Source organism: Streptomyces sp. JH14 (assembly GCF_029428675.1).
Lineage (GTDB): Bacteria > Actinomycetota > Actinomycetes > Streptomycetales > Streptomycetaceae > Streptomyces.
Genome location: NZ_JAJNEL010000001.1, coordinates 5,837,099 through 5,862,412, shown reverse-complemented (window position 1 = coordinate 5,862,412; position 25,314 = coordinate 5,837,099). Strand labels below are relative to the sequence as shown.

The following is a 25,314-nucleotide window of genomic DNA, read 5'->3' as shown; positions in this document are numbered from 1 at the left end:
CGCCGGCGCCTGCCGTCTGATCTTCCGGGTTGGGGTGGTCGAAACCCGCGCGTTACGCGAGCCCGGCCACCAGGTCTGCGACGGACTTCCTGCGGCCCGTGTAGAAGGGGACCTCTTCGCGGACGTGCATCCGCGCCTCGGAGGCCCGCAGATGACGCATGAGGTCGACGATGCGGTAGAGCTCGTCGGCCTCGAAGGCGAGGATCCACTCGTAGTCGCCGAGCGAGAAGGAGGCGACGGTGTTGGCGCGGACGTCGGGGTAGCCACGGGCCATCTTGCCGTGGTCCGCGAGCATCCGACGGCGGTCCTCGTCGGGCAGCAGATACCAGTCGTAGCTGCGCACGAAGGGATAGACGCTGATGTAGTTGCGCGGCGTCTCATCGGCCAGGAACGCCGGGATGTGCGACTTGTTGAACTCGGCGGGGCGGTGCAGCGCCATGTTCGACCAGACCGGCTCGAGCGCCAGGCCCAGCTTGGTGCGCCGGAAGAGGTTGTACGCCTCCTGCAGCTCGTCCGCCGTCTCGGCGTGCCACCAGATCATGATGTCGGCGTCGGCACGCAGGCCGGACAGGTCGTAGGTGCCACGGACCGTGATGTCCTTGGCGGCGAGCTGGTCGAACAGCTCCTGGACCTCGTCGGCGTAGCCCGCACGGTCGGCGGGCAGCACGTCGCGCAGCTTGAAGACGGACCACAGCGTGTAGCGGATGACCTCGTTGAGGTCCTTGGCCTTCTTACCGGCGTTCGGAATCTTCTCAGGCGCACTCATACGGCTATTGTCCCGCCTCGCTCCGTGTGCCCTGAACCAGGGTCGCAGTGGCGACGATCTCTCCCGCGGTCCCGCCCGCGAGGTCCGCCGCGATCTCGTCCGCGGCCCGGTGGGCGCTCGCGATGCAGGCCGGGATGCCCACCCCGTCGTACACCGCTCCACAGACCCGCAGCGCCGGCAGCTTGGCGACCTCGTCGCGGATCCGGGCGACCCGTGACAGATGGCCGACGGGGTACTGGGGCAGGCCGCCGATCCACCGGGTGACCTCGGTGTCCACCGGCTTCGCCACGAGCCCGGTCGCCTCGGCGAGGTCGCGCAGCGAGACGTCGACGAGTTCGCCGTCCTCACGGTGCAGATGGTCCTCGTCGCCGTACCGGCCGACCGAGGTGCGCAGGACGAACAGGTCGGGGGCGGCGTCGGCGACCCACTGCCATTTGTGGCTGGAGAAGGTGGCGGCTTTGATCGTGCGGCCGTCGACCGGCGGTACGAGGAAGCCGGAGCGCCCGTCGAGGGTGCCCGTGGCCGCCACGTCGGAGCGCCGGAACGCCAGGGTGACCAGCGCCATCGACGCGTACTCGACGCCCGCGAGCTCGGCGGAGGCGGCCGGGGACTCGGCGGCGAGCAGTGTGGACGCGGACCAGGCGGGAGCGGCGAGGACGATGCCGTCGGCGGTGATCACCCGGGTGTCGGTGCGGACGTCCCAGCCGTCGGCCGTACGGGTCAGGCCCAGCACGGGCGTGGCGGTGAGGATCTCGCCGCCTCCGGCACGCACGGCGTCGGCGACCGCGTCCGGCAGGGTGCCGATGCCACCGTCGATGCCCTGGAAGACCGGGCCGGTCTGCTGCCGGCCCGCCGCCTGCTGCTGGATGCGCTGTACGCCGTCGAGCAGCGAGCCGCCCTCGCGGGCCACCTCGAAGAGCTGCGGTACGGCGGCGTGCATCGAGATGCGGTAGGCGTCCCCCGCGTACACCCCGCCGAGCAGCGGCTCCACGAGCCGGTCGACGACCTCGCGGCCGAGTCGGTCGGCGACGTACGCACCGACCGCGACGTCGTCGCCGACGGCGGTCGGGGTGAGGTCCCTCTCCTGCGCGATGCGGGCGAGGCCCTCCGGCGAGATCACCCCGCCGAGTGCGGCCGGGTCGCCCGGCACGCCCATCACATGGCCCTTCGGCATGGGCCGCAGTTCGTCGCGCGTCCAGACCGCCGCGGTGGCGGTGGCGGGCGGCTGGAGCCGGTCGCCGAGCCCGACGGCCCGCGCCAGATCTACCGCCTCCGGCCGTCTGGCCAGCATCGACTCCGCACCCAGATCGACCCGGGTGCCCGCGATCGGACCGGTCATGAGCTTGCCGCCGAGCCTGCCGGTCGCCTCCAGGAGCGTGACCCGCAGCCCGGTGCCGAGGAGCCGGTGGGCGGCCGCGAGTCCGGCGATGCCACCGCCGATCACGACGACATGACCCGTACCTGTGTCCGCGCGGTTTTTTGAACGCTGCATGCCTCCACTCTCTCAAACCTCTTCCGAGTCCTGACCGTGACCGCTTCGAAACCGGCGATCGGCAACCGGGCCGCCTGTCCCGTCGTCGAAACGGCACCATCAACGACCCGCCCAGGGGGAGCAGTTATGCGCAGAGCACGTCAGTCGGGCCGTTCGTCCACGCATCGTTCGCGCACCGTCCTCGCCGCCGGGACGCTCGCCGTCCTGCTCGCGCTGAGCGGGTGCGGCGCCGGCGACGACAGCGGGAGCAGCGCGAGCGACCGGAGCGCGGTCGACACCTCGGACAACAAGAAGGCGGCGCCGCAGGCGGGGCGCGCCGACTCCGCCGCCGGGGAGGCGGACCGGGGGGCCGCCGGCAGCGACTCGGCGCAGAAGAAGTCGCCGTCGCTGACCGCGAGCCACATCATCCGCAAGGCCTCGCTCTCCGTGGAGGTGGGGAGCGTGCCGAAGGCCGTGGCGGCGGCCCGTGCGGCGGCGGAGGGCGCGGGGGGCCTGGTGGCGAGCGAGACCACCGAACGGATCGACGCCACGCACGAGGTGTCGCACCTCGTACTGCGGGTGCCGCAGGCCGATTACGACGCCGTGCTGCGGGAGCTGGCGGGCGGCGGGAAGCTGCTGTCGCGCACGTCGGAGGCGAAGGACGTCACCGATCAGGTCGTCGATGTGGAGAGCCGGATCGCCACCCAGCGGGCGAGCGTCGACCGGGTCAGGAAGCTGATGGACCGGGCCGAGAAGATCACCGATGTGGTGGCCCTGGAAGGGGAACTGAGCAAGCGTCAGGCGGAACTGGAGTCGCTGCTCGCCCAGCAGGAGTCGCTGAAGGACCGCACCACCCTGGCGACGATCACCCTCGACCTCTCCGAGCCGGAGTCCCCCGCGCGGGGCGCGGACGACGACGGTCCGGGGTTCGTGGACGCGCTCGCCGGCGGCTGGCACGCGTTCGTGACGATGGTGAAGTGGATCGCGATGGCGGTGGGAGCCGCGGCGCCGTTCCTGGCCGCGGCGGCCGCTCTGCTGCTGCTCTGGCGGCTGGTACGCAGCCGGCTCACCCGGCGCCGCGCACCCCGGGCGGGCGAGCCCGCCGGCGTGCCGTCGGAGGGGCCCGAGCGCGCTTCCGTGCCCCCGGAGACGCCGTCCGCCCCCTGAGCGTCGTAGCGTGGGTCCTCCGATGTGACGCTCGAAGGGACCCGGCATGGCAGATGAGCGACTGGTGGTCATCGGCGGGGACGCGACGGGTATGTCCGCCGCGTCCCAGGCCCGCAGGCTCAAGGGACCGGACGAGCTGGACATCGTCGCGTTCGAGCGGGGCCACTTCTCCTCGTATTCCGCCTGCGGCATCCCGTACTGGGTCGGCGGCGACGTGTCGGACCGGGACGACCTCATCGCCCGTACGCCCGAGGAGCACCGGGCCCGCGCCATCGACCTGCGGATGCGCACCGAGGTGACGGAGATCGATGTCGCCGGGCAGCGGGTGCGGGCGCTGGACCGGGACAGCGGGGAGACGTACTGGACCGACTTCGACAAGCTGGTGATCGCGACGGGGGCCCGGCCGGTGCGCCCGGCCCTGCCCGGCATGGACGCGGCGGGGGTGCACGGGGTGCAGACCCTGGACGACGGACAGGCGCTGCTGGACTCACTGGGCCGGGCGCCGGGGCGGCGTGCGGTCGTCGTGGGCGCCGGGTACATCGGTGTGGAGATGGCGGAGGCGTTGCTGAAGCACGGCTTCGAGGTGACGGTCCTCAACCGCGGCGAACAGCCGATGGCGACGCTCGACCCCGACATGGGGCGCCTGGTCCACGACGCGATGGACGGGCTGGGCATCACGACGGTGAACCGCGCCGAGGTCACCAAGATCCTCACCGGTGCGGACGGCCGGGTGACCGCGGTCGCCACGGACGACGCGAGCTACCCGGCGGATGTGGTGGTGCTCGGCATCGGCGTCGCACCGGAGACGGCCCTGGCTCGAGCGGCCGGCCTGCCGGTCGGGCCGCACGGTGGTCTGCTCACGGATCTGTCGATGCGGGTCGTCGGGCACGACACCATCTGGGCGGGCGGCGACTGCGTCGAGGTCCTCGACCTGGTGGCGGGCCGCACCCGCCATATCGCACTGGGCACCCATGCCAACAAGCACGGCCAGATCATCGGGTCGAATGTCGGCGGTGGCTACGGGACGTTCCCGGGGGTGGTGGGCACGGCCGTCAGCAAGGTCTGCGATCTGGAGATCGCCCGGACGGGGCTGAGGGAGAAGGACGCGCGCGCGGTGGGGCTGCGGTACGTCACGGCGACGATCGAGTCGACGGGCCGGGCCGGCTACTACCCGGGGGCCATGCCGATGACGGTGAAGATGCTCGCGGAGTACCGCACGGGCCGGCTGCTCGGGGTGCAGATCGTGGGCCGGGAGGGGGCGGCGAAGCGGGTGGACATCGCTGCGGTCGCACTCACCGCCGGGATGACGGTGGAGCAGATGACGGCGCTCGACCTGGGGTACGCCCCGCCGTTCTCACCCGTGTGGGATCCGGTCCTGGTGGCGGCGCGAAAAGCGGTCCAGGCGGTGCGCGCGGCGGGGGTATAGGGGTACGAAGGACGCACCCGGTCAACGGCGTCCCCGCCTCGGGCCCGACCGTGAACGGTACGGCCGGCGGTGACTTCGTCCAGTGCCCGGCGGTCGACGAGGGCGCCCCGGAAAGCAGTGCTCGCCGCGGAGCCCGAGGTCATGCCTCGGGTTCCGCGGCGAGCGGTGTGCGTCGGGGCCCCGTGTCCCGGGGTGCGGTTCAGCGGGCCGTCTGCGTGTGGACGTACTCGACGAGCCGCGTCAGCGCGTCCGGGTCGGTCGTCGGCATCACGCCGTGCCCCAGGTTGAAGACGTGGCCCTCCAGTCCGGCGGCCGCGTCCAGTACCTCGCGCGCCTTGGCCTCCACCGTCTCCGTCGGGGCGAACAGCACCGCCGGGTCGAGGTTGCCCTGGAGCGCCTTGCCGGGTCCGACCCGGCGCGCGCCCTCGTCCATCGGGACCCTCCAGTCGACGCCGACGACATCCGCGCCGGCCTCGCCCATCAGCCCGAGCAGTTCACCGGTACCGACACCGAAGTGGATGCGCGGGACACCGTACGGGGCGACGGCGTCGAAGACCTTCGCCGAGGCCGGCAGCACGGAACGGCGGTAGTCGGCGGGGGCCAGCGCGCCGACCCAGGAGTCGAAGAGCTGCACGGCCGAGGCACCCGCCTCGATCTGCACCTTCAGGAATGCGCCGGTGATGTCGGCCAGCCGGTCCAGCAGCTCGGCCCAGAGCTCGGGCTCGCCGTACATCATGGCCTTGGTGCGCTCGTGGTTGCGGGACGGGCCGCCCTCCACGAGATAGCTCGCGAGAGTGAACGGTGCACCGGCGAACCCGATGAGCGGCGTCGCACCGAGCTCGGCGGTGAGCATCCCGATGGCCTCGGTGACGTAGTGGACGTCGTCCGGCGTGAGGTCGCGCAGCCGGGCCAGATCGGCGCGGGTCCTGATCGGGTCGGCGATGACCGGGCCGACACCGGGCTTGATGTCGAGGTCGATGCCGATGGCCCTGAGCGGGACGACGATGTCGCTGTAGTAGATCGCCGCGTCGACCTTGTGGCGGCGGACGGGCTGCAGCGTGATCTCGGTGACGAGCTCCGGCATCACGCAGGAGTCGAGCATGGCGATGCCCTCGCGCACCTTCAGGTACTCGGGAAGCGACCGCCCCGCCTGGCGCATGAACCAGACCGGCGTGTGCGGCACGGGCTCACGCCGGCATGCCTTGAGGAACGCCGACTCATGGGCGGCGGAGGTCTTCGTCTGCTGGCCCGGGGACGGGGCATCCCCTGATCGAGCGAAGCTGAGATCCTGGGGAAGGTCGTTGGCACTCACGCACCGAATCTTCGCACGAAGCGGCAAGGAGCCGGGCCCGCTCGGGTGTCCCTCCCTGCACGAGGCTCCGGTTCCGCCTACTCTTCCCCGCATGGCTCCGGCTCAGGGACAATTTTCCGAACCTTCCGATGGCGCTGACAGCAAGGACAGCGCGGAGGGCAGTTCCGTCCCGCCCGCGTTCCGGTCGGCGGTGGATGCGTTGCGTGCGGCGCGGCTCCGCCCCGAGCTGGAGGTCGAGCCGACGCGGCCGCCGCAGCGCCTCGCCCCGCATGCGTATGCCCTGGAGGCAGTGGTCGTCGACGGCGAGGACGATCTCGCAGACGGACGCCTGGTGCTGCTCCACGATCCGGCCGGGCACGAGGCGTGGCACGGAACGTTCCGTCTGGTGACGCTGGTACGCGCCGAACTCGAGCCGGAGATGGCTTCCGACCCGCTGCTGCCGGAGGTGTGCTGGACCTGGCTGACCGGCGCGCTGGAGGCGCGCGGTCTGTCGTACGCGGAGGCGGGCGGCACGGTCACCCGCGCAGGTTCGCACTACTTCGGCACGCTGTCCGATCGGCGCCCCGCGACCCAGATCGAGATCCGGGCGTCGTGGACCCCGCGCGAGGGGCGAAGCGGCGTACCGGACACAGCGGCCCATCTGGTGGCGTGGGGGGATCTGCTGTGCCAGATCGCCGGCCTGCCGCCGTCGGGGGCGGCCGACGCGGCGGTGGTGACGCTGCCCCAGCGGCGCGGCCCGCAGGTTCCGTAGCCCGACTCGTTTCGTATGCGCCATGCCGGATCCATGCGCCGGTGACGTGTGCCGGCCGCACAGGCCGAAACTTTTTCGTAACACACCGTCACAGGTTTCGCACAGGTACCGGCATTTTTTTCGTACAATCGATCGCCCGTCCGATTTGTCCGAATTGTTACTCACCAAATCGTGATCTTCCCCTAAAGGAGGACGGGTCTGCTGCCGAAGAGGTCAATGACCCTTCAAGCACGGTTCGCCCCGGCTTCATCCCCGAGCCGGCCCGTCCCGCCACTCCCCAGGAGGCCTGGTGTCCGTTCTCCTCGAGCAGCCCGCAAGCCTGGTCGCCTACCGCCCGAACAAGCCGACGGCCATGGTCGTCGTGGCCGACCCACGCGTCCGTTCCACCGTCACCCGCCATCTGTGGGCACTCGGAGTACGTGACGTCATCGAGGCGTCGTCCATCGCGGAGGCCCGTCCCCGCGTCGGCAACCCGCGCGACATCTGTGTTGCCGACGTCCATCTGCCCGACGGTTCCGGGCTGACCCTCCTGTCCGAGACCCGAGCTGCCGGCTGGCCGAACGGCCTCGCCCTGTCGGCCGCCGATGACATCGGTGCCGTGCGCAACGCCCTCGCGGGTGGAGTGAAGGGCTATGTAGTCACCGGCACACGTACCAATATCGGCCACCCCACCCGTCCCGGCGTCGCTCCCATCGGCGCCAATGCCGCCCGTATGCACCGCCGGCCCCCCGGCACCCCGAGCCACCCGGGCGGCTACCGCGAACTGTCCGGCCGCGAGGTGGAGGTGCTCCGCCTCGTCGCCGAAGGCCAGTCCAACAAGGCCATCGGCGTCTCCATGGGGCTGTCCGCCCTGACCGTCAAGAGCCACCTCGCCCGCATCGCCCGCAAGCTCGGCACCGGAGACCGCGCCGGAATGGTCGCCGTGGCCCTGCGCACGGGCATCATCCACTGACCCCCGTCCCCCGGCCGGCGGATAAAGCGATACGGACCGGCTGGTTTACATTCATCGGCGCCCGTCGACGGAACGTTCCGTCGACGGGCGCCGCGCATACACAGATACCCTTGACACGTGACCGACGCCCAAGAGACCGCAGCAGACACTTCACTGCGAACCACCGGGGGCGCTCCCCCGGCCGACGTCGCCCCGGCGCCGACCCCCTTGCTCGAACCTCGCGAGGGCATTCCCCCGGTGGTGGCCTCCGACGATGCCCTCGCCCAGGTGGTCGCGGCCTTCGCCGCGGGCACCGGCCCCGTCGCCGTCGATGCCGAGCGCGCATCCGGCTATCGCTACGGCCAGCGCGCCTACCTCGTCCAGCTGCGCCGCGACGGCGCGGGCAGTGCGCTGATCGACCCGGTCGGCTGCCCCGACCTGACGTCGCTCGGCGAGGCCCTGAACGGCAGCGAGTGGATCCTGCACGCCGCCACCCAGGACCTGCCCTGTCTGCGTGAAATAGGGATGGCGCCCACCGGGCTCTTCGACACGGAGCTGGCCGGACGTCTGGCCGGCTTCCCCCGGGTGGGTCTGGGCGCCATGGTCGAGAGCGTGCTCGGCTACTCACTGGAGAAGGGGCACTCCGCCGTCGACTGGTCCACCCGTCCGCTGCCCGACCCCTGGCTCCGCTACGCCGCCCTCGATGTAGAGCTGCTGATCGATCTGCGCAACGCCCTGGAGGACGAGCTCGACCGGCAGGGCAAGCTGGAGTGGGCGCGGGAGGAGTTCTACGCGATCGCCTCGGCGCCGCCCGCACCCCCGCGCAAGGACCCGTGGCGCCGCACATCCGGCATGCACAAGGTGCGCCGCCGCCGTCAGATGGCGGTCGTGCGGGAGCTGTGGACCGTCCGTGACCAGGTCGCACAGCGCCGTGACATCTCGCCCGGCAAGGTCCTCGGCGACGCCGCGATCGTCGAGGCGGCCCTCTCCCTCCCGCCGAACGCCCAGGCGCTGACCGCCCTGCCCGGCTTCGGCCACCGCATGGGCCGGCGTCAGCTGGAGCAGTGGCAGGCGGCCATCGACCGGGCCAAGGCACTCCCCGAGGCCGAGCTCCCGCAGCCCGGCCAGCCCCTCGCCGGGCCGCCGCCGCCGCGCTCCTGGGCGGACAAGGACCCGGCGGCCGCGGCCAGGCTCTCGGCGGCGCGCACCGCGGTGTCGGAGCTCGCCGAGCGGCTGCACATGCCGCAGGAGAACCTGATCACGCCGGACACGGTGCGCCGGATCTGCTGGGAGCCGCCGAAGAACCCGACGCCGGGCGCGGTCGAGGACGCGCTCACCGCGTACGGGGCGCGGCGGTGGCAGGTCGAACAGGTCGCGCCGCTCATGCTCCACGCCCTGACGTCGGCGACAGCCTGATCGCACGCCCTTCCTGCGCGCCTCTGCGCGACGCGGTACGCCGAAAACGCTCCCGGCCGACCTGGCCGGGGGCGTTTTCGCATGCCGGGAGGCGCCGGGGATGAGCGGAATCACGCCAGGTTGCCCCGGCCCCGCCATGTGACCTTCGCCGCTCCCGTCGTGGGGGGTGGGCAGTCTGGTTACCCGCAAGTAGCATGATGGTGGCGGCGCGCCTGCGGGCGAGCCGCGCAGCAGTGCCATCCCGCACCCTGGAGGAGAGCCATCGTGCCTCGTACCATCCGGGACGTCGTCTTCGTCGACGGCGTCCGCACCCCGTTCGGCAAGGCGGGCCCGAAGGGCATCTACCACGAGACCCGCGCCGACGATCTCGTCGTGAAGGCCATCCGGGAGCTGCTGCGCCGCAACCCGGACCTGGACCCGGCCCGTATCGACGAGGTCGCCATCGCCGCGACGACACAGATCGGCGACCAGGGCCTGACGCTGGGCCGGACCGCCGGAATCCTGGCCGGTCTGCCGCAGTCCGTCCCCGGTTACTCCATCGACCGCATGTGCGCGGGCGCCCTCACCGCCGTCACGTCGACGGCCGGTTCCATCGCCTTCGGTGCGTACGACGTCGTCGTCGCCGGTGGTGTCGAGCACATGGGCCGCCACCCGATGGGCGAGGGCGTGGACCCGAACCCGCGGTTCGTGTCGGAGAAGCTGGTCGACGAGTCCGCCCTGTTCATGGGCATGACCGCGGAGAACCTGCACGACCGGTACCCGCAGATCACCAAGCTGCGCGCCGACGAGTACGCCGTCCGCTCGCAGGAGAAGGCCGCCAAGGCGTACGCCAACGGCAAGATCCAGCAGGACCTCGTGCCGATCTCGGTGCGCCGCACCAACGCCGAGGCGGGCGAGACGGGCTGGGGCCTGGTCACCGCCGACGAGCCGATGCGTCCGGGCACCACGCTGGAGTCCCTGGCCGGCCTGAAGACCCCGTTCCGTGCCCACGGCCGCGTGACGGCCGGTAACGCCGCCGGTCTCAACGACGGCGCCACCGCCTCGCTGCTGGCCGCCGAGGACGTCGCCCGCGAGCTCGGTCTCCCGGTCAAGATGCGCCTCGTCTCGTACGCCTTCGCGGGCGTCGAGCCGGAGGTCATGGGTTACGGCCCGATCCCGTCGACCGAGAAGGCGCTGGCCAAGGCCGGTCTGACGATCGGTGACATCGGCCTGTTCGAGATCAACGAGGCGTTCGCCGTCCAGGTGCTCGCCTTCCTCGACCACTACGGCATCGCCGACGACGACGCACGCGTCAACCAGTACGGCGGCGCCATCGCGTACGGCCACCCGCTGGCCTCCTCCGGTGTGCGTCTGATGACTCAGCTGGCCCGCCAGTTCGAGGAGCAGCCGAACGTCCGCTACGGCCTGACCACCATGTGCGTCGGCTTCGGCATGGGCGCGACGGTCATCTGGGAGAACCCGAACTTCGACGGAGGCAACAAGTGAGCTCCACCACTGAGCTTCTGAAGGGCGCGGCCGAGCTGTTCCCCGACGAGGTCGTCACGCAGGCGCACGTCCGCCACCTCGACCTGCCTGCGGGCGCGGGCAGGTTCGCCCTCATCACGCTGGACAACGGCCTGGACCACACCAAGCCGACCACCTTCGGACCGCAGTCGCTGGCGAACCTGAACGCCGCCATCGACCAGGTCGAGAAGGAGGCCGCCGAGGGTGCCGTCACCGGTATCGGCCTCACCGGCAAGCCGTTCATCTTCGCGGTCGGCGCCGACCTCAAGGGCGTCGAGCTGCTGAAGAACCACGACGACGCGCTCGCCATCGGCAAGGGCGGCCACGACGTCTTCCGCCGCCTCTCCGGCCTCGCGGTCCCGACGTTCGCGTACTACAACGGCGCGGCGATGGGCGGCGGTGTCGAGGTCGGTCTGCACTGCTCGTACCGCACCGTCTCCAAGGCGCTGCCCGCGTTCTCGCTGCCCGAGGTCTTCCTCGGCCTGGTCCCCGGCTGGGGCGGCTGCGCCCTGCTGCCGAACCTGATCGGCGCCGACCGCGCGGTCTCGGTGATCATCGAGAACTCGCTGAACCAGAACCGCCAGCTCAAGGGCAAGCAGGTCTTCGAGCTCGGGATCGCCGACGCCCTCTTCGAGGGCGCGGACTTCCTGGAGCAGTCGCTGATCTGGACCGCGAACGTGCTGAACGGCACGCTCGTGGTGGAGCGCCCCGAGGTCGACCGCGGTGACGCCTGGGACCAGGCCGTCGCCCGTGGCAAGGCCATCGCCGACTCCAAGGTGCACGGCGCCGCCCCGGCCGCGTACCGCGCGCTGGAGATCATCGCCGCGGCGAAGGACGGCGACCTGAGCGCCGGCTTCGACGCCGAGGACCGGGCCCTCGCGGACCTGATCATGGGCGGTGAGCTGCGCTCCGGGATCTACTCCTTCAACCTGGTCCAGAAGCGCGCCAAGCGCCCGGCCGGTGCCCCGGACAAGAACCTGGCCCGCCCGGTCACCAAGGTCGGCGTCGTGGGCGCGGGCCTGATGGCTTCGCAGCTCGCTCTTCTCTTCCTCCGCCGCCTCGAGGTCCCGGTCGTCCTCACCGACATCGACCAGGAGCGCGTCGACAAGGGTGTGGGCTACGTCCACGCCGAGATCGAGAAGCTGCTCGGCAAGGGCAGGATCAACCAGGACAAGGCCAACCGCCTCAAGGCCCTGGTCTCCGGTGTGCTGGACAAGGCGGAGGGCTTCTCCGACGCCGACTTCATCATCGAGGCCGTCTTCGAGGAGATCGGCGTCAAGCAGCAGGTGTTCGCGGAGGTCGAGGCGGTCGCCCCGGCGCACGCGATCCTCGCCACCAACACCTCGTCCCTCTCGGTCACCGAGATGGCGTCGAAGCTGCAGCACCCGGAGCGGGTCGTCGGCTTCCACTTCTTCAACCCGGTCGCGATCCTCCCGCTGCTGGAGATCGTCCGCGGTGAGCGGACCGACGACGCCTCGCTGGCCACGGCGTTCGGTGTGGCGCGGAAGCTGAAGAAGACCGCGGTGCTGGTGAAGGACGCCCCGGCGTTCGTCGTCAACCGCATCCTCACCCGCTTCATGGGCGAGATCCAGAACGTCATCGACGAGGGCACGTCGGTCGAGGTCGCCGAGAAGGCGATCGAGCCCCTCGGCCTGCCGATGTCCCCGCTGGTCCTCCTGGAGCTGGTCGGCCCGGCCATCGGCCTGCACGTCTCCGAGACCCTGAACCGCGCCTTCCCGGAGCGCTTCACCGTCTCCGAGAACCTGGCCGCGGTGGTCAAGGCCGGCAAGCGCGGCTTCTACGTGTACGACTCCGGCAAGCCGGAGCTGGACCCGGAGGTCGCCGCACTCCTCAAGCAGGGCGACGTCGCCCTGTCCGAAGAGCAGGTCCGCGACCGCGTCCTGGACGCCGTGGCGCAGGAGATCGGCCTGATGCTGGACGAGGGCGTCGTCGCCGAGGCCCAGGACATCGACCTCTGCCTGATCACCGGCGCGGGCTGGCCCTTCCACCTGGGCGGCATCACGCCGTACCTGGACCGCGAGGGCGTCTCGGAGCGGGTGAACGGCAAGAAGTTCCTGGCGCAGGGCGTGGCGAGCGTTCCGGCGTAACACCACCACTGCGAACGCGGTGAGGGCCGTACGGGATCACTCCCGTACGGCCCTCATTGATTCAGCGTCCCGCATGTCACAGGCCGGCCTGCTACCGGATGCCCGCCTCCTGCACGAACTCGCCCAGCCAGGCACGGAATTCCGGGCCGAGGTCCTCGCGCTCGCAGGCCAGCCGGACGACGGCACGCAGGTAGTCGCCGCGATCCCCGGTGTCGTAGCGGCGACCGCGGAAGACCACCGCATGCACGGGACCACCGATAGTCGGATCGAGGGCCAACTGACGTAGGGCGTCGGTCAGTTGGACCTCACCGCCGCGGCCCGGCGGGGTCTTGCGCAGGATCTCGAAGATCTGCGGGGCGAGGACGTACCGCCCGATCACGGCGAGATTGCTGGGCGCGGTGCCGGGTTCGGGCTTCTCCACGAGATCGGTGACGGTCAATACGTCACCCGCCTCATCGCCCGAGGGGGCCACAGCCGCGCATCCGTACAGGTGCGTCCGGTCGTCGTCGACCTCCATGAGCGCCACGACGCTACCGCCACGCTGCTCCTGGACCTCCAGCATCCGGGCGAGCAGCGAATCGCGCTCGTCGATGAGGTCGTCGCCGAGCAGCACCGCGAACGGGGCGTCGCCGACATGCGGTTCGGCGCAGAGGACGGCGTGGCCCAGGCCGAGCGGGTTGCCCTGCCGCACGTAGTGGACGTCGGCCAGTTCGCTCGACTCACGGACCTGGCGAAGCTTGCCGAGGTCGCCCTTCAGCTCCAGCAGATGCTCGAGTTCGTAGGCACGGTCGAAGTGATCCTCCAGGGCCCGCTTGTTACGGCCGGTGACCATGAGCACGTCATCGAGTCCGCTGCGTACGGCCTCCGCCACCACGTACTCGATGGCGGGCCGGTCCACGACCGGGAGCATCTCCTTGGGAGTCGCCTTGGTCGCGGGGAGGAATCGGGTGCCGAGACCCGCGGCCGGGATGACGGCCTTGCGGGTGCGGCGGTGGTGCGTAGGCATGAACGTGTACTCCACAGCGGGCAGCGGATATGACGGGACGGAGGCCCGGAGCCGGGCCCGAGGCCGGGGATCCGGGGCCGGAAAGAAAGGGGGGTCAGGCCTTGTCGGGGCTGACGGTGAAGGACAGCTCGTTGCCAGGCGTGAAGAAGACCCTTCCGCGCACCGGACCCTGCGTCGGGTGGTGCCAGCGCTGCGTGGGATAGACATCGATCCGCTTGCGCTCCAGGATGTCGTCGAAGAAGCGCGCCAACCGGATACGCGGTTGACCGGGTTCACGCTCCAGCCACAGGTCCCAGTCGTCGTGGCCGCCCGACGAGGCGGCCACCACCCCGGCGAACGGCAGATGCGCCTCGAAGGCGCCGTCGTGTCCCACGGAAACCTGGCCCGACACAGTGGACGCCGCACTCCCCTTGCGGGGCATGGCACCCAGCCGCAGCCCGGAGAGGTTGGTGCCCGGCGGAACGACCAGGCCGCCGCGCACGAGCCAACCGTCTGGCCCCACCAGCACGGCATGCACCTCGGCATGCTCCACGCGATGACGCACGAAGATCGACAGATGGCCGTCCGCGGTGCGGTAGGGCACGGGCCAGTACGCGGGACCTTCCGGCGGAATCCGCCGGATCAGCAGACCACCGGTGTGGACGCTCTCCACGGCGAGCGGCTGGCGGCGGCCGTCCGGCAGCTCCAGGTCGATGTCGTAACGGCCCTCGGCGAGGACCGGCGGTTCGGCGGGGATCACGTACACCGACTGCAGAGTGCCCGTCGCCTCATCCACCGACGTCCCGAGGGGAGCCAGCCTGGCCAGTGTCTCGGCCCTGCGCGGGGTGACACACAGCGCGGGGGGCTCTGCGCCGGGGTGCAGCACGGCGCGGACCTCGATAGCGCCGTCGCCGCGCACCAGCACCTCCGCCGGGACACCGGACGGGACGACGGGCGGGACCGCAGCGGTACGTTCCTTCGGTACCGAGGCCGCCACATCCCGCAGGAACGCGTCGTAGCGGAAGGCGATGCGCTCGGCGCTGTAGAGCGGGGCCGTGGCGTAGGCGCCCTGGGACAGCTTCTCCCGCTCGGCCGGCTGTTCGATGAGGTAGCGCATCGCCTGGGCCATGGCATCCTCGTCACCGACCGGAACCAGGATGCCGTTGCGGCCGGGGACGACGATCTCCCCGGGGCCGAAGGGCGCATCGGCCGCGAGAACCGGAAGCCCATGGTGCATCGCCTCCACCATGGTCAAGCCGAAGGACTCGCGGCGGGCCGCGCTCACCGCGAACGCGGCCTTGTCCCACTCCGCCGTGAGGTCGGGCAGCGCGCCCATGAGACGGACGGCATCGCTGAGCCCGTGCGCGTGCACGAGGTCCTGCAGCCGTGCCTGCTCGGGCCCGCGGCCGAAAATGCGCAGCCGCCACTGCGGGTGGTGGGGGGCAACCTGGGCGAACGCGTTGATCAGCGTGTCGAAGCTCTTGCGCGGCACGAGCTGTCCCGCGGCGGCGATCAGCGGCAGGCCGCGCACAGGGGCGTGCCGGGCCGGCGGCGGCACGATGTTCCCGATGGCGGCGAACGGGGGCGCCTGGTCGCCCAGCTGTCGCTGGTAGTTGTTCAAATCGGCCTGGGTGAGGCAGACGACGCCGTCCATCTCGCGGTACAGCTCCAGAGTGCGCGCGCGCAGCTCCTCAGAGGGCACCATCGAGCCCTCGTGGTCGATGACCACGCGCCCGTAGCCGTGCCGTCCATGGGCGATGAAATACGCGGCGAACGCCGGCCGGGCAGCGATCACGACATCGGCCATGCAACTTCCGAGGTGACCGAGGATCAGGTCATCGACTTCCTGGGTGTACTGGTCGGCCCAGCTGTCCTCTCGCGGCATGATCCGGGACGCCTTGCCGCCCTTGGCCTTCGCCGCCCCCTCGCGCCGGTCGGCCAGGTAGCGCACGGTCACGCCGCCGGACGGCGGGAAGGACGGCCGGTCCGCCGTACGGAAAACCGAGACGATCTCCACCTCGTGGTGGACCGCCAGCGCGGAGGCCAGACTGCTGGTCGCCCGCGGTACCCCGCCGAAATTGTCGATGCTGTGGAGCAGGAAGGAGATCCGCACAAGTGTCCTTCGGGATTCTCGAGGCCGGTAAGGGGCCGCTCGGTCAGTGGTGCTCGGTCACCACGAGCGAGAGTTCGTTGTCCGCGGTGAAGTAGGGGCGCAGTCCGACGACGGCACGGCCGACGTCGGGGCCGAACAGATCGGTCGGCTCCTCCCGCACCAGCTCCGGGAAGCGCTGCACATCGCGCCTGACCACCTGGTCGTCGGCGATGCGCGCCACCCTGACCGGCTCGCTGCCGCCGCTGTCGGTGAGCAGCACGTCCCAGTTCTCGCGCATGAGCAGCCGGGCCCTCATGGCCTCGTCCATGTTCAACTCCGCGCCGAACCAGCCGTCTTCGAAGCGCACCCGACCGGCTGTCAGCGTGCGCGCGGGCTCCTGGCGCCGACGCAGCAGCAGCGACAGCTCACCGCCGAGCTGCCACTCCCCCTGCAGCCAGCCCGTCAGCCACAGGCTCGTGTCGCTGTAGTCGACGGCCACCAGCTCGGCATGGCTCGGCCGGGACCAGACACGCAGACGCAGATAGCCGCCCTCGGTCGCGTACGGCAGGACCCAGTGGAAGTGGTCCAGGTCGCTCAGGTGTCCGACGTCGCGTGCTCCGCCGAGCGTGCATCGCCCGTAGCGCAGGCGCCTCTCCTTGCCCCTGCCGTCCACCGCGTAGAGATCGGCGCGTCCCTCACCCAGCACGGCAAGCGCGCGAGCGTCGATCAGGGCCCGGGTCCCGCCGCTCTCGACGGCGAAGTCGACCGCTTCCCCGCCGCCCTTGCCCTGCTCCTTGACGCGCACAGTGCGGGCGCCGGACACGCCGCGCAAGGTGACCTCCCATGCGCCGTTCGGCAGCACCCGGCAGTCAGCGGTGGGAAGGGGGCGCTCCTCGGCGGGCGCGCCGCCGCCCGTGCGCCGCCCCTTGCCCCAACGGCCGCGTATCCCGGCCTTGACCGTCCTGAACAGTTCCTCGTAGGCGTCGCCGACCTGCTCCGTGCCTGCGGACTGTGCGGTCCGCAGGGCCTGGACCCGATGCGCGACGCGCAGTCGCTCGTCCGCCATGTAGCGCTCCAGGGCGCGGGCCGTGGCATGGACGTCATCGACCGGCACCAGCAGCCCGCCGTGGCCCGCGGCCAGCACCTCGGGAGCTCCGTAGGGCACCTCTGTGGCGACTACGGGCGTGGCCTGGGCGAGCGCCTCCAGCACCGGGCGAGCGCTGTCCAAACGCTCCGCGGTCACCAGCGCGATGTCGGCGTCGTAGAAGTCCTCTTCGCCGGCTTCCCGGTCGAACAGGAGCACATGGTCATGGAGTCCCAGCGCGGTGACCAGTTCGCGGGTCTCACGGCGCAGCGGCCCGGTACCGACGACCCTCAGCTGCCAGCCCGGGTGATCCGCACGGGTCTGGGCGAAGGCGTGCAGCGCCAAGTCGACGCGCCGGTGCGAGACCAGCCGCCCGGCGCTGATCACCACACCCGTCGTCGGCTTGTCCGGGCTCTCGGCAAGCAGCACCGGCTCAGCGATGTGGCGCACCTCGACACCCGCGGCGCGCAGCGCTTGGTACTCGGGGGCGGCGGCGTCGCCCTGGGTGAGCGGAACGACCGCGTCCAGTTCGCGGTAGAGCTCCGTCCAGCGGGCGCGCACCGACTCCGGGAGCCGCTCGACAGGCGCCGGCTGGCGGGCGATGCGCCGCGCGTGGGGTACGCGGCACTGGGCCAGGGCCGCGCCGAGCGCGGAGCTGAGGGCGACCACCACGTCGGCGCCGCTCGCGGACAGGTGCTTGCGGAGCCTTCCGTCGTCGGCGCGGTTGTAGCGCCGGAACTCGGGGTCGCCGGCGATGACGAGCTGTGAGGTGTCGTCGTCGTCCCGGTCGCCGGCCCCGATCGAGGGGGCCAGGGCCAGGACGCCGACGTTCTCCGGGAGCCCCAGCCCCGGGTGCGGTGCGGCGGCGCCTCGCACGGTGACGACGGTCACGCGGTGCCTGGCGACGAGGGACTGGGCGAGCCGGGCAGCCGCCCGCGCGCCGATGGAATCGGTCGCCAGGGTATGGACCAGGATTTCGATGTTCATGGCTCAGGCCGCCGTCTTCTCGTACGGGCTCGGCACCGGGTAGAAGGCCTCGAGGAACCGGTGGAGTACCTGGCTCTGGTGCTCGATCTCGGCGGGGTCGCTCGCTGAGTCGTTGAGGCAGAAGGTGTCCCGGTCCCGGCGCAGCAGCAGCAGTTCCAGCTTGTGCTCCAGCTCGGGGTCGTCCAGCGCGAAGTAGCCGTACCGGAGGTCGCCGGGCAGGCTGCACCCGGAGTAGTAGCTGTAGTAGTGGTGCAGCGAGGAGGCTATGGACAGGTCGGAGATGCTCCGCACGGGACTGGCGGAGGTGCCACGGTGCTCTTCGGGGAAGTCCTGTTCGATGGCGGCGAGAATGTCCCGGTTGAGCGCGTACGGCACATGCTTCATCTTCTGCACGAGCGTGCGGCCGAACCGCTCCTGGATGAGCCGGCGGTTGTTCTTCGCGGCGACCGAGGTGGGCACCTCGTCGGGCTCCGGGGGGCCGTAGGGGACCTGTGCCGGGGACGGGAAGAACTTGGCGATGCCGTTCGGGTGGAAGAACGCGGAGGGCGTGAGGGTCCGACCGATGAACATGTCGTCGTTGAAGTAGACGAAGTGGCGCGACAGTCCGGGGATGTGGTGCAGCCTGGACTCGATCGCATGGCTGTTGAAGGTGGGCAGGTGGGAGGGGTCGTCGAAGATCTCCCGGTGGTCCACCACGCGGGCCCTGCCGTCGCCGGGGGCCCACCAGTGCGGAGTCTGCTGGTCGGTGACGATGTAGATGTTCCGCACCCACGGCATGAACATCCGCACCGAGCGAAGGCTGTACTTCAGCTCGTCGCGGGAGACATAACGGGCCAGGCTCGCCGCCTCCGCATGGAAGACCTCACCGCGGCTCTCGGCGCGGCGCCGTTGCCAGGCCGGGTCGTCGCCGTCCACCCAGGTGTACACGACGTCGATGGGGAAGGGGTGCTCGTCGGGGAAGGGGATGTCCAGTTCGGGGCGGGTGCGTGTCGGGCGCAGCGGCGGCACCTCGGACTCGTGGGCCCGGCCCACGAGCCTGGTCATCTGCTCTCCGGGGACGACAATCTGCTGGTGGCCGAGGAAGACGTGCTCGCTGGCGCGGTTGCGGCGGGGTGCGACGAGGCGGTCGACTCCCTGGCCGGGCACGCTCTCCTCGGGCTCCCAGAACTCGATGTCACAGCCCGTATCGGCACCATGCGTCAGGTGCCCTTCCTCCGTGGTGCGGAACCAGAAGGCGCGCACGACGGACAGGCCGTTGGCCCGCTCCCAGGTCTTGTCCGAGGAGCCCTCCCACGCGCCGTCGCCGGGGGCCATCCCGGCCTTGGGGCGGGCGATGTAGCCCCTGCTGTTGGACAGGCGGGCGCGTAGCGCCGCCAGGGCCTCAGGACGTCGACGCGCGTCGACGCCGACCGCGGAGGCGGTGTCGTCGAGGCCCGGCACCGCGAACCAGTCGATCTGCTCGGCTTCCAGGGCGCGACGGACTTCCAGGTTGTTCAGCTCACGCGCGGCGAGCGGTGTGAGGCGGTCGTGCACCAGCGCCACACGCTTGTGCATGTCCACGACGACCTGCCGCTCCGTACGGCTCCTGCGCAGTTGCGCCGGCTTGGGCTCCGGGCGAGGGCCGGTGCCCATGGCGGTCTCGCCAGCCGTTTCTCGGCTGGAGGTGTCAAACACGCGGTTCACTTTCGTTACAAGGGATGGGTGCTGCGGCAGGAGGAGCGGTTCGCTCACCGTCTGATTTCGGCCTTCCGTGACCGGACCGACCGGTTCACGTTGCGGTACTCGTCCGAGTCCACCTGCTCGAAGCGGCTGGGGACGGGGAAGTACGCGTCGAGAAAGTTCCTGACCATGCGCTCCTGAGCCTCCGGATCGGCATGCTCGACGGTGTCGTTCAGGCAGAACGTGTCGAAGTTCCGCTGAGCGAGGAGGTTGTCCAGGCGGCGCCGGGCCTGGTCGGCGGCAAGGTCGATGTACTGGTAGCGCAGGCTCCCGGCGGTCGTACGGCCGGTGTGGAAGCCGTAGTAGTGGTGCAGGGACGAGGCGATCGGGACGTCCTCGGGGGACCGGAAGCGGGAGTGCTGGGTGCGGCGGTGTTCCTCGCTGTAGACCAGCTCGATGTCGGCGAGGATGCTACGGCGCAGCGGATGCGGGGTGTGCTTCATCTTCTGCGCGATACGGGTGCCGAAGGACCGCTCGATCAGTGCCCGGCTGTTCTTGCCCGCTGCGTTCACAGGCAGGTCGTCCGTGTCCGCGGGGCCGCTCGGTATGAGTGCCTTGGACTGGAAGAACTTGGTCAGGCCGTTGGTGTGGAAGAAGCGGTCGGCGCCGACCGGGCGGCCGAAGAACACATCGTCGTTGAGGTAGAGGAAGTGCTCGGACAGGCCGTCGATGTGGTGCAGCTGGCTTTCGATGGCGTGTGAGTTGAATGTGGGCAGAGCAGCGGGGTCCGAGAAGATCTCGCGGTGGTCGACGACCTGGAGGCCTGGGGCGTCGGTGTCCAGCCAGCTGGGCACCTGTCCGGCGGTGACCAGATAGACGGTGCGGACCCAGGGCGCGTACTGGTGCAGGGAGCGCAGGGAGTAGCGCAGTTCGTCGCGACTGGTGAAGCGCGCGTCGTTGGCGGCCTGGGCATGCAGGGCCTGAGGCGGGTCGCCCATACGTCCCGAGCGGACGGCGTCGCGTTCGGCGCTCCATATGGGGTCGGAGTCGTCGACCCAGGTGTAGACGACGTCGATGGGGAAGAGGTGATCCTCTGCCAGGGGTTGGGTGAATTCGGCCACGGTACGCGCGCTGCCCGTGGTGTAGGCGCCGGGCACCAGGGCGAACAGGGCCTGCGGGACGGTGTGGCGTGGTGCGTCGACCGGAACCTCGTCCACCACCCGGTTGGGGCGGGGTGCCTCCAACCGGCCGTTCCGTTCCGCCCAGAACTCCAGGTCACAGCCCTGATCAGCGCCGAAGACGAGCTCCTCTGTGGGGTCGGTGACGTACCAGGCGACCCGGAGGGCGTCGTGCCTGCGCAGCTGGCGCCAGGACCTGTCGTCGTCGCCGGGTCGCATGCCCGACTCCGATGCGGTGGCCGCGCCCACGTAGCCCGGAGTCTGTGCGAAGGCGATCTGGAGCATCTCCTCCGCCGACTCGCGCAGCCGGACGGGCACCGCGACTGTCGGAACGTCCGTCGTGGCACCGCGGACACAGAAGTATTCGATCCCCCCGGCCTCCAGCGCGGCGATGAGAATGTGCAGATTGCGGGCCCGGGCAGCCCAGGCCGTGGCGCCCTCCACGAGCAGGGCATACATGTGCCGGCCCTTGAAACGCACGACCCGGCGCGTGGAGGCCGCACTGTGCCGGGGCGCGTTGCGGCGACCGCCCATCGCCCAGACGACCGTCGCCGACCGGATGGCGTCGACCGAGGTGAACGAGGACTTCACGGCGGAGCGCAGCGGGGCCGGCACCTTGCGGACAATGCCCCTTCGCGCGCCCGCCGGCATCACAGACCGGTACGCCGAAACCAGCGATCCCGCTTCCGGATTACCGGAACCGACCACGAGGCATCCACCACCCACGCCACTGCGGTCCAGCGTCTGCCACGACCAGGCACACCTCGTGCCCGGACGACGGACGGTATGAGACCGAAACCTGTCATCCTCATCGAGACCGCCCCACTGAACGGTCACACCTGCTCACTCGCGAGCGAGTCACAGAACCTTCACATAAAGAACCGATCAACGTCCAACCAATGAAATGGATATATACGACATGTAGCCCGTGATGAATCCCACCAGGCACTCGTACAACCTTTTACGACTTCACGTGAACACCACATGGAATCGAGGCGACACACCGGTGTCGCCCAGCACTCCAGAAGGTGCCGTCAGATCACAGCCGGTGCCAGTGCGGCGAGAGCGTGAGCCCCGGTCCCGATTCCTGTCGGGCGACGGACACCGCCCCGTCCCGCCCGCGAACCGCCACGACGACGCGACCGTGTCCGTCGAGGGCGAGCGCGGGATCACCGACGCACTCCTCGGTGGTGTCCGACCACCAGACGCCACCCTGCTCACCCTCGGTACCGCAGACCCCGATCAGCAGAGTGCCGCCCGCCCCGCGCTGCGCGAGAACCGTGCAGTCATAGCCGTCGAGCGGGGTGCGCAATGCCACGACGGCGCCGCCCCCAGGCTGTCCGCCCACCGGCACGGGCCAAGCGCCCGCCCGGTAGGAGACGACCCCGGCCCTGTTCGTATCGGTCCAGTAGTAGGTGAGGCGGTCAGGCGCCGTCTCCAGCGCCGTCGCGGAACCCTCCAGAGCGTGGAACGGCAAGGGCGGAGCGATCAGCAGCGGGCCGTCCGGATCGTCCTGACGCCACTGCTGCGCCCCGCGCTCACTGGGCGCAAAGACCTCCACGAGCCCGCTCGAGGTCACCGACGGCACGATGTCGGCGGCCAGCCCGGCGCCCTTGAGGTCCTGCCAGGCTCCCCATTTGCCGCCCTTCCCTTCGCGGCGCACCTGCAGTCCGCGACCCGCGTTGCGCACGAAGACGAAAACCGTCCCCTGTCCGTCGACGGCCCCGGCCGGCGCACCGACCTTCCGGCCCGTCTCCCGGTCACGGTAGAAGTTGCCGAGGGAGCGCCATTCGGTGACGGGACGGGCGGTCTGGTACTGGACCGCGTGCACGATGTCCACGCTCGGCCCGTCGGAACCACGGCGCTCGCGCCGCCCGAGGAAGTGCACGTACGAGTCGGCACCCTGAACGATGGTGAGGTCCGTCAGGTCCGCGATCGGCACGAAGTCCGGGCCGTCCCACCGGTCCCCGCCCGGACTCTGCTGCGTCCAGCGCAACAGACCGCCGTCCGCAAGGGCGTAGAGCGAAAGCCTGCCGTCCTTGCCGAGCGGCATCCAGCGGCCACGCGGCGTTCCGCACACCTGATGACGCCCGGACGACGGGGCGAGAGTGGGGGAACTGCTCGCGGAGTCCGATCCTCTTCTCCGCATGCCCCGTAACACCCTCTCTGCCTCACCGGTTGTTCATCCTGCCCTCACGGGGCCGACACATCATATGCTCAGCGCCGACCCGCCCCGACGGGTCGTCGACCTTCGGTTCAGCGCCGCGCCTGCGCCATCCGCAGACACCACCCGGCCCATGCCGAAGCGACCACGGCACGCGCATCGTGCTGCGCGTGCCGACCCGCCTCGCCGCGGATGCGGTCGGCGGCGGCCCCGACGCGGGCCCGGTGTTGATCGGGTCGCACGGAGTGTCCTCCGTCACAAGCCGCACATCGGGCATGCCGTGGACGGACGCCGAGGACGAGAACACGAAGGCGCGCACACCGCTGTCGGTCACCGCCTCCGGCAGCGTCCGCAGACCCTGCACCTTCTCCCGGCAGGAGGACAGCGGGGGTTCCGCGGACTCGGCGATCTGCTTCTTCGCCGCGAGGCGGACCACGCCGTGCACCGACACGTCCATCGGGGTGCGACGCAGCTGAGCTGCATCGAGCGTCGATCCCTGCCCGAACGGAACGTCCGCGGGAACCCGCGAACGGTCGCCCGTCGAGAGGTCGTCATACACGGCGACCGACTCACCGGCCTCCCGCATGACGCGCACCGCATGCGCACCGCTGAAACCCGCCCCGTCCGTGATCAACCAACTCGCGAGCGAGTAATGGTTCGAGTGCTCAGGTCATGATGACGAGTACCAAAACACACATTCGCACGATCCTCTGTTCTATAGTGCTCGGTCAGTCATGCATACACGGACCGGTCACACCCCCCACCCGAGTCCCACGCACTTCACCGCCCACCCCGGGCAATGAGATTGAGGACTCGACCACGATGAGCCACGACGCCATGACACCGGGCCCGCGCGACAGTCGTTCGACCTCTCACGGCGGCGGACGGAACCGGAGAGGCACGCCCCGCAAGCGCCGCCGCGGCCTCAAGATCACCCTCAGCGTTGTGCTCGTACTGCTGCTCGCCGCCGGTGGCACCGTCTGGTGGTTGTACAGCCAGCTCGACAAGAACATCAAGGGCGTCGACATCAACAAGGCGCTCGGCGACGACCGTCCGGAGAAGCTGCCCACCAGCGGCCAGAACCTTCTGGTGCTCGGCTCCGACTCGCGAGCCGGTGCCGAGAACAAGGCGCTGGGCGGCGGCGGCAGCGTCGGCGGCGCCCGGTCCGACACCGCGATGGTGGTGCACATACCCGAGGGCCGGAGCAGGGCCGTCGCCGTGTCCATACCGCGCGACACCCTCGTCACCCGGCCCGAGTGCACCAAGGCCGACGGTTCGACGACGCCGTCCGCGAACCGCGTGATGTTCAACTCCGTCTACTCACAGGTCGGTCCGGCCTGTGTGGTCAAGACCGTCGAGAAGATGTCCGGGGTCCGGATAGACCACTATCTGGAGATCAACTTCGCCGGGTTCAAGGATCTGGTGGACGCCATCGGCGGGGTCACGGTCGATGTTCCTCAGGACATCCACGACACGTCGTCCGGCCTCGACCTCACGGCCGGCCCGCACAAGCTCGACGGCACCCAGTCCCTCTCGTACGTCCGCACCCGGCACGGCATCGGCGACGGCAGCGACCTGGGCCGGATCGGTCTCCAGCAGCAGTTCCTCCTCGCGCTGCTGAGCGAGGTCAAGTCGCAGGATCTGCTGAGCAGTCCGACCGACTCGTACAAGATCGCCAACTCGGCCACCAAGTCGCTGACCACCGACTCGGGCCTCGCCTCGCTGAAGTCCCTGGCGGAGTTCGCCCGGTCGATGAACGGCGTGGACCCGAGCACCATGGAAACGATCATGCTTCCGGTGGTGTACGACAAGCAGGACCCGAACCGTGTGGTGGCCGCCCAGCCGCAGGCCGGTGACCTCTGGAAGGCCATCCGCAAGGACGGCACCATCCCGGAGTCCGCGAAGAAGTCCCCCGCCACCGGCGGCTGACGGACCATGTGCCGGCGGGTGCGTGGCACCCGTCCGGCATGGTCACCGAACGGGCTCCGATGACCGTGGCCCCGGCCCACGTGCTCGAGGGGACGCCGCGAGAGCGCCTGGCGGGCCGACGGGGGCGGGCGGCGGGGCCGCCTGGGCGCGGCCGCGGGACTGCCTGGTCCGCCTGCCGTAGCCGGGTACCCGGGCACCCCGGCCCCGTCGAGCCGGTGCGGGTCGTCGAGTGCGCGGCCCGCGGTGTGGAGCCGGTGCCATGGGTACGGATCAGCGTGCGCCGCCGCCCGGCCTGCAACCAAGAGCGGATCCCGCCCGCTCCGCGACGACGAACCGCTGGGCCATGAACAGCGTGACGCTCCGACGGCTCGCACGCGGCAGGGCC

General features: G+C 70.5%; 17 protein-coding genes and 2 pseudogenes. 9 read left to right on the top strand and 10 right to left on the bottom strand.

What is annotated here, in order from left to right; all coding sequences use genetic code 11:
* Positions 1-52: 52 nt before the first annotated feature.
* A complete protein-coding gene (gene hemQ, locus LRD69_RS26400; RefSeq protein WP_277329027.1) occupies positions 53-766 on the bottom strand; it encodes a hydrogen peroxide-dependent heme synthase in 714 nt (237 codons plus the stop codon).
* Between the two features lie 4 nt (positions 767-770).
* Positions 771-2,258, bottom strand: a complete 1,488-nt coding sequence (gene hemG / locus LRD69_RS26395) for a protoporphyrinogen oxidase (RefSeq protein WP_277329026.1) — start codon at positions 2,256-2,258, stop codon at positions 771-773.
* A gap of 126 nt (positions 2,259-2,384) precedes the next feature.
* Between hemG and LRD69_RS26390 the strand changes: the two genes are divergently transcribed.
* Entirely contained in the window at positions 2,385-3,404 is a 1,020-nt protein-coding gene (locus LRD69_RS26390; protein WP_277329025.1) for a DUF4349 domain-containing protein, read from the top strand.
* 46 nt (positions 3,405-3,450) lie between these two features.
* Positions 3,451-4,830, top strand: coding sequence for an FAD-dependent oxidoreductase (locus LRD69_RS26385; protein ID WP_277329024.1), 1,380 nt, complete (start codon positions 3,451-3,453; stop codon positions 4,828-4,830).
* Positions 4,831-5,029: 199 nt separating this feature from the next.
* Here LRD69_RS26385 and hemE read toward each other — a convergent pair whose 3' ends face one another.
* The gene (gene hemE / locus LRD69_RS26380; RefSeq protein WP_277329023.1) at positions 5,030-6,142 is read right to left on the bottom strand and encodes a uroporphyrinogen decarboxylase; all 1,113 of its coding nucleotides are present in this window, start codon (positions 6,140-6,142) and stop codon (positions 5,030-5,032) included.
* 91 nt (positions 6,143-6,233) lie between these two features.
* Here hemE and LRD69_RS26375 point away from each other — a divergent pair, with 91 nt between their 5' ends.
* The 5 genes from LRD69_RS26375 (at position 6,234) to LRD69_RS26355 (ending at position 12,851) form a co-directional block, all read left to right on the top strand.
* On the top strand, positions 6,234-6,893 hold the full coding sequence (locus tag LRD69_RS26375) for a DUF3000 domain-containing protein (RefSeq protein ID WP_277329022.1): 660 nt from the start codon (positions 6,234-6,236) through the stop codon (positions 6,891-6,893).
* A gap of 289 nt (positions 6,894-7,182) precedes the next feature.
* Positions 7,183-7,845, top strand: a complete 663-nt coding sequence (locus tag LRD69_RS26370) for a response regulator transcription factor (RefSeq protein WP_024488613.1) — start codon at positions 7,183-7,185, stop codon at positions 7,843-7,845.
* A 117-nt stretch (positions 7,846-7,962) separates the two neighbouring features.
* Positions 7,963-9,240, top strand: coding sequence for a ribonuclease D (locus LRD69_RS26365; protein WP_277329021.1), 1,278 nt, complete (start codon positions 7,963-7,965; stop codon positions 9,238-9,240).
* Between the two features lie 264 nt (positions 9,241-9,504).
* The gene (locus LRD69_RS26360; RefSeq protein ID WP_277329020.1) at positions 9,505-10,725 is read left to right on the top strand and encodes an acetyl-CoA C-acyltransferase; all 1,221 of its coding nucleotides are present in this window, start codon (positions 9,505-9,507) and stop codon (positions 10,723-10,725) included.
* On the top strand, positions 10,722-12,851 hold the full coding sequence (locus tag LRD69_RS26355; protein WP_277329019.1) for a 3-hydroxyacyl-CoA dehydrogenase NAD-binding domain-containing protein: 2,130 nt from the start codon (positions 10,722-10,724) through the stop codon (positions 12,849-12,851). Before LRD69_RS26360 ends, LRD69_RS26355 begins: the two co-directional genes overlap by 4 nt.
* 91 nt (positions 12,852-12,942) lie before the next feature.
* Here the strand turns inward: LRD69_RS26355 and galU are convergent, their stop codons facing one another.
* From galU to LRD69_RS26320, 7 genes and pseudogenes are all read right to left on the bottom strand, one after another.
* Complete coding sequence (gene galU / locus LRD69_RS26350; protein ID WP_277329018.1) at positions 12,943-13,857, bottom strand: UTP--glucose-1-phosphate uridylyltransferase GalU; 915 nt, start codon at positions 13,855-13,857, stop codon at positions 12,943-12,945.
* Positions 13,858-13,951: 94 nt separating this feature from the next.
* On the bottom strand, positions 13,952-15,949 hold the full coding sequence (locus LRD69_RS26345; protein WP_277329017.1) for a glycosyltransferase: 1,998 nt from the start codon (positions 15,947-15,949) through the stop codon (positions 13,952-13,954).
* Positions 15,950-15,992: 43 nt separating this feature from the next.
* Positions 15,993-17,999 carry a glycosyltransferase gene (locus LRD69_RS26340; protein WP_277329016.1) on the bottom strand — a complete coding sequence of 669 codons (2,007 nt, stop codon included), beginning with the start codon at positions 17,997-17,999 and terminating at the stop codon, positions 15,993-15,995.
* Positions 18,000-18,002: 3 nt separating this feature from the next.
* Positions 18,003-19,631: a stealth family protein gene (locus tag LRD69_RS26335; protein WP_277329015.1), complete on the bottom strand. Its 1,629-nt coding sequence runs from the start codon at positions 19,629-19,631 to the stop codon at positions 18,003-18,005.
* Between the two features lie 95 nt (positions 19,632-19,726).
* Complete coding sequence (locus tag LRD69_RS26330) at positions 19,727-21,487, bottom strand: stealth family protein (RefSeq protein WP_277329014.1); 1,761 nt, start codon at positions 21,485-21,487, stop codon at positions 19,727-19,729.
* 388 nt (positions 21,488-21,875) lie between these two features.
* Complete coding sequence (locus LRD69_RS26325; protein WP_277329013.1) at positions 21,876-22,985, bottom strand: hypothetical protein; 1,110 nt, start codon at positions 22,983-22,985, stop codon at positions 21,876-21,878.
* Positions 22,986-23,226: 241 nt separating this feature from the next.
* Positions 23,227-23,586: pseudogene (locus tag LRD69_RS26320) on the bottom strand (NAD-dependent epimerase/dehydratase family protein); the annotation flags it as partial.
* Positions 23,587-23,822: 236 nt separating this feature from the next.
* Between LRD69_RS26320 and LRD69_RS26315 the strand changes: the two are divergent.
* Both LRD69_RS26315 and LRD69_RS26310 read left to right on the top strand, forming a co-directional pair.
* The gene (locus LRD69_RS26315) at positions 23,823-24,929 is read left to right on the top strand and encodes an LCP family protein (protein WP_277329012.1); all 1,107 of its coding nucleotides are present in this window, start codon (positions 23,823-23,825) and stop codon (positions 24,927-24,929) included.
* A gap of 185 nt (positions 24,930-25,114) precedes the next feature.
* A pseudogene (locus LRD69_RS26310) lies at positions 25,115-25,198 on the top strand (NTP pyrophosphohydrolase); the annotation flags it as partial.
* Between the last annotated feature and the right edge of the window lie 116 nt (positions 25,199-25,314).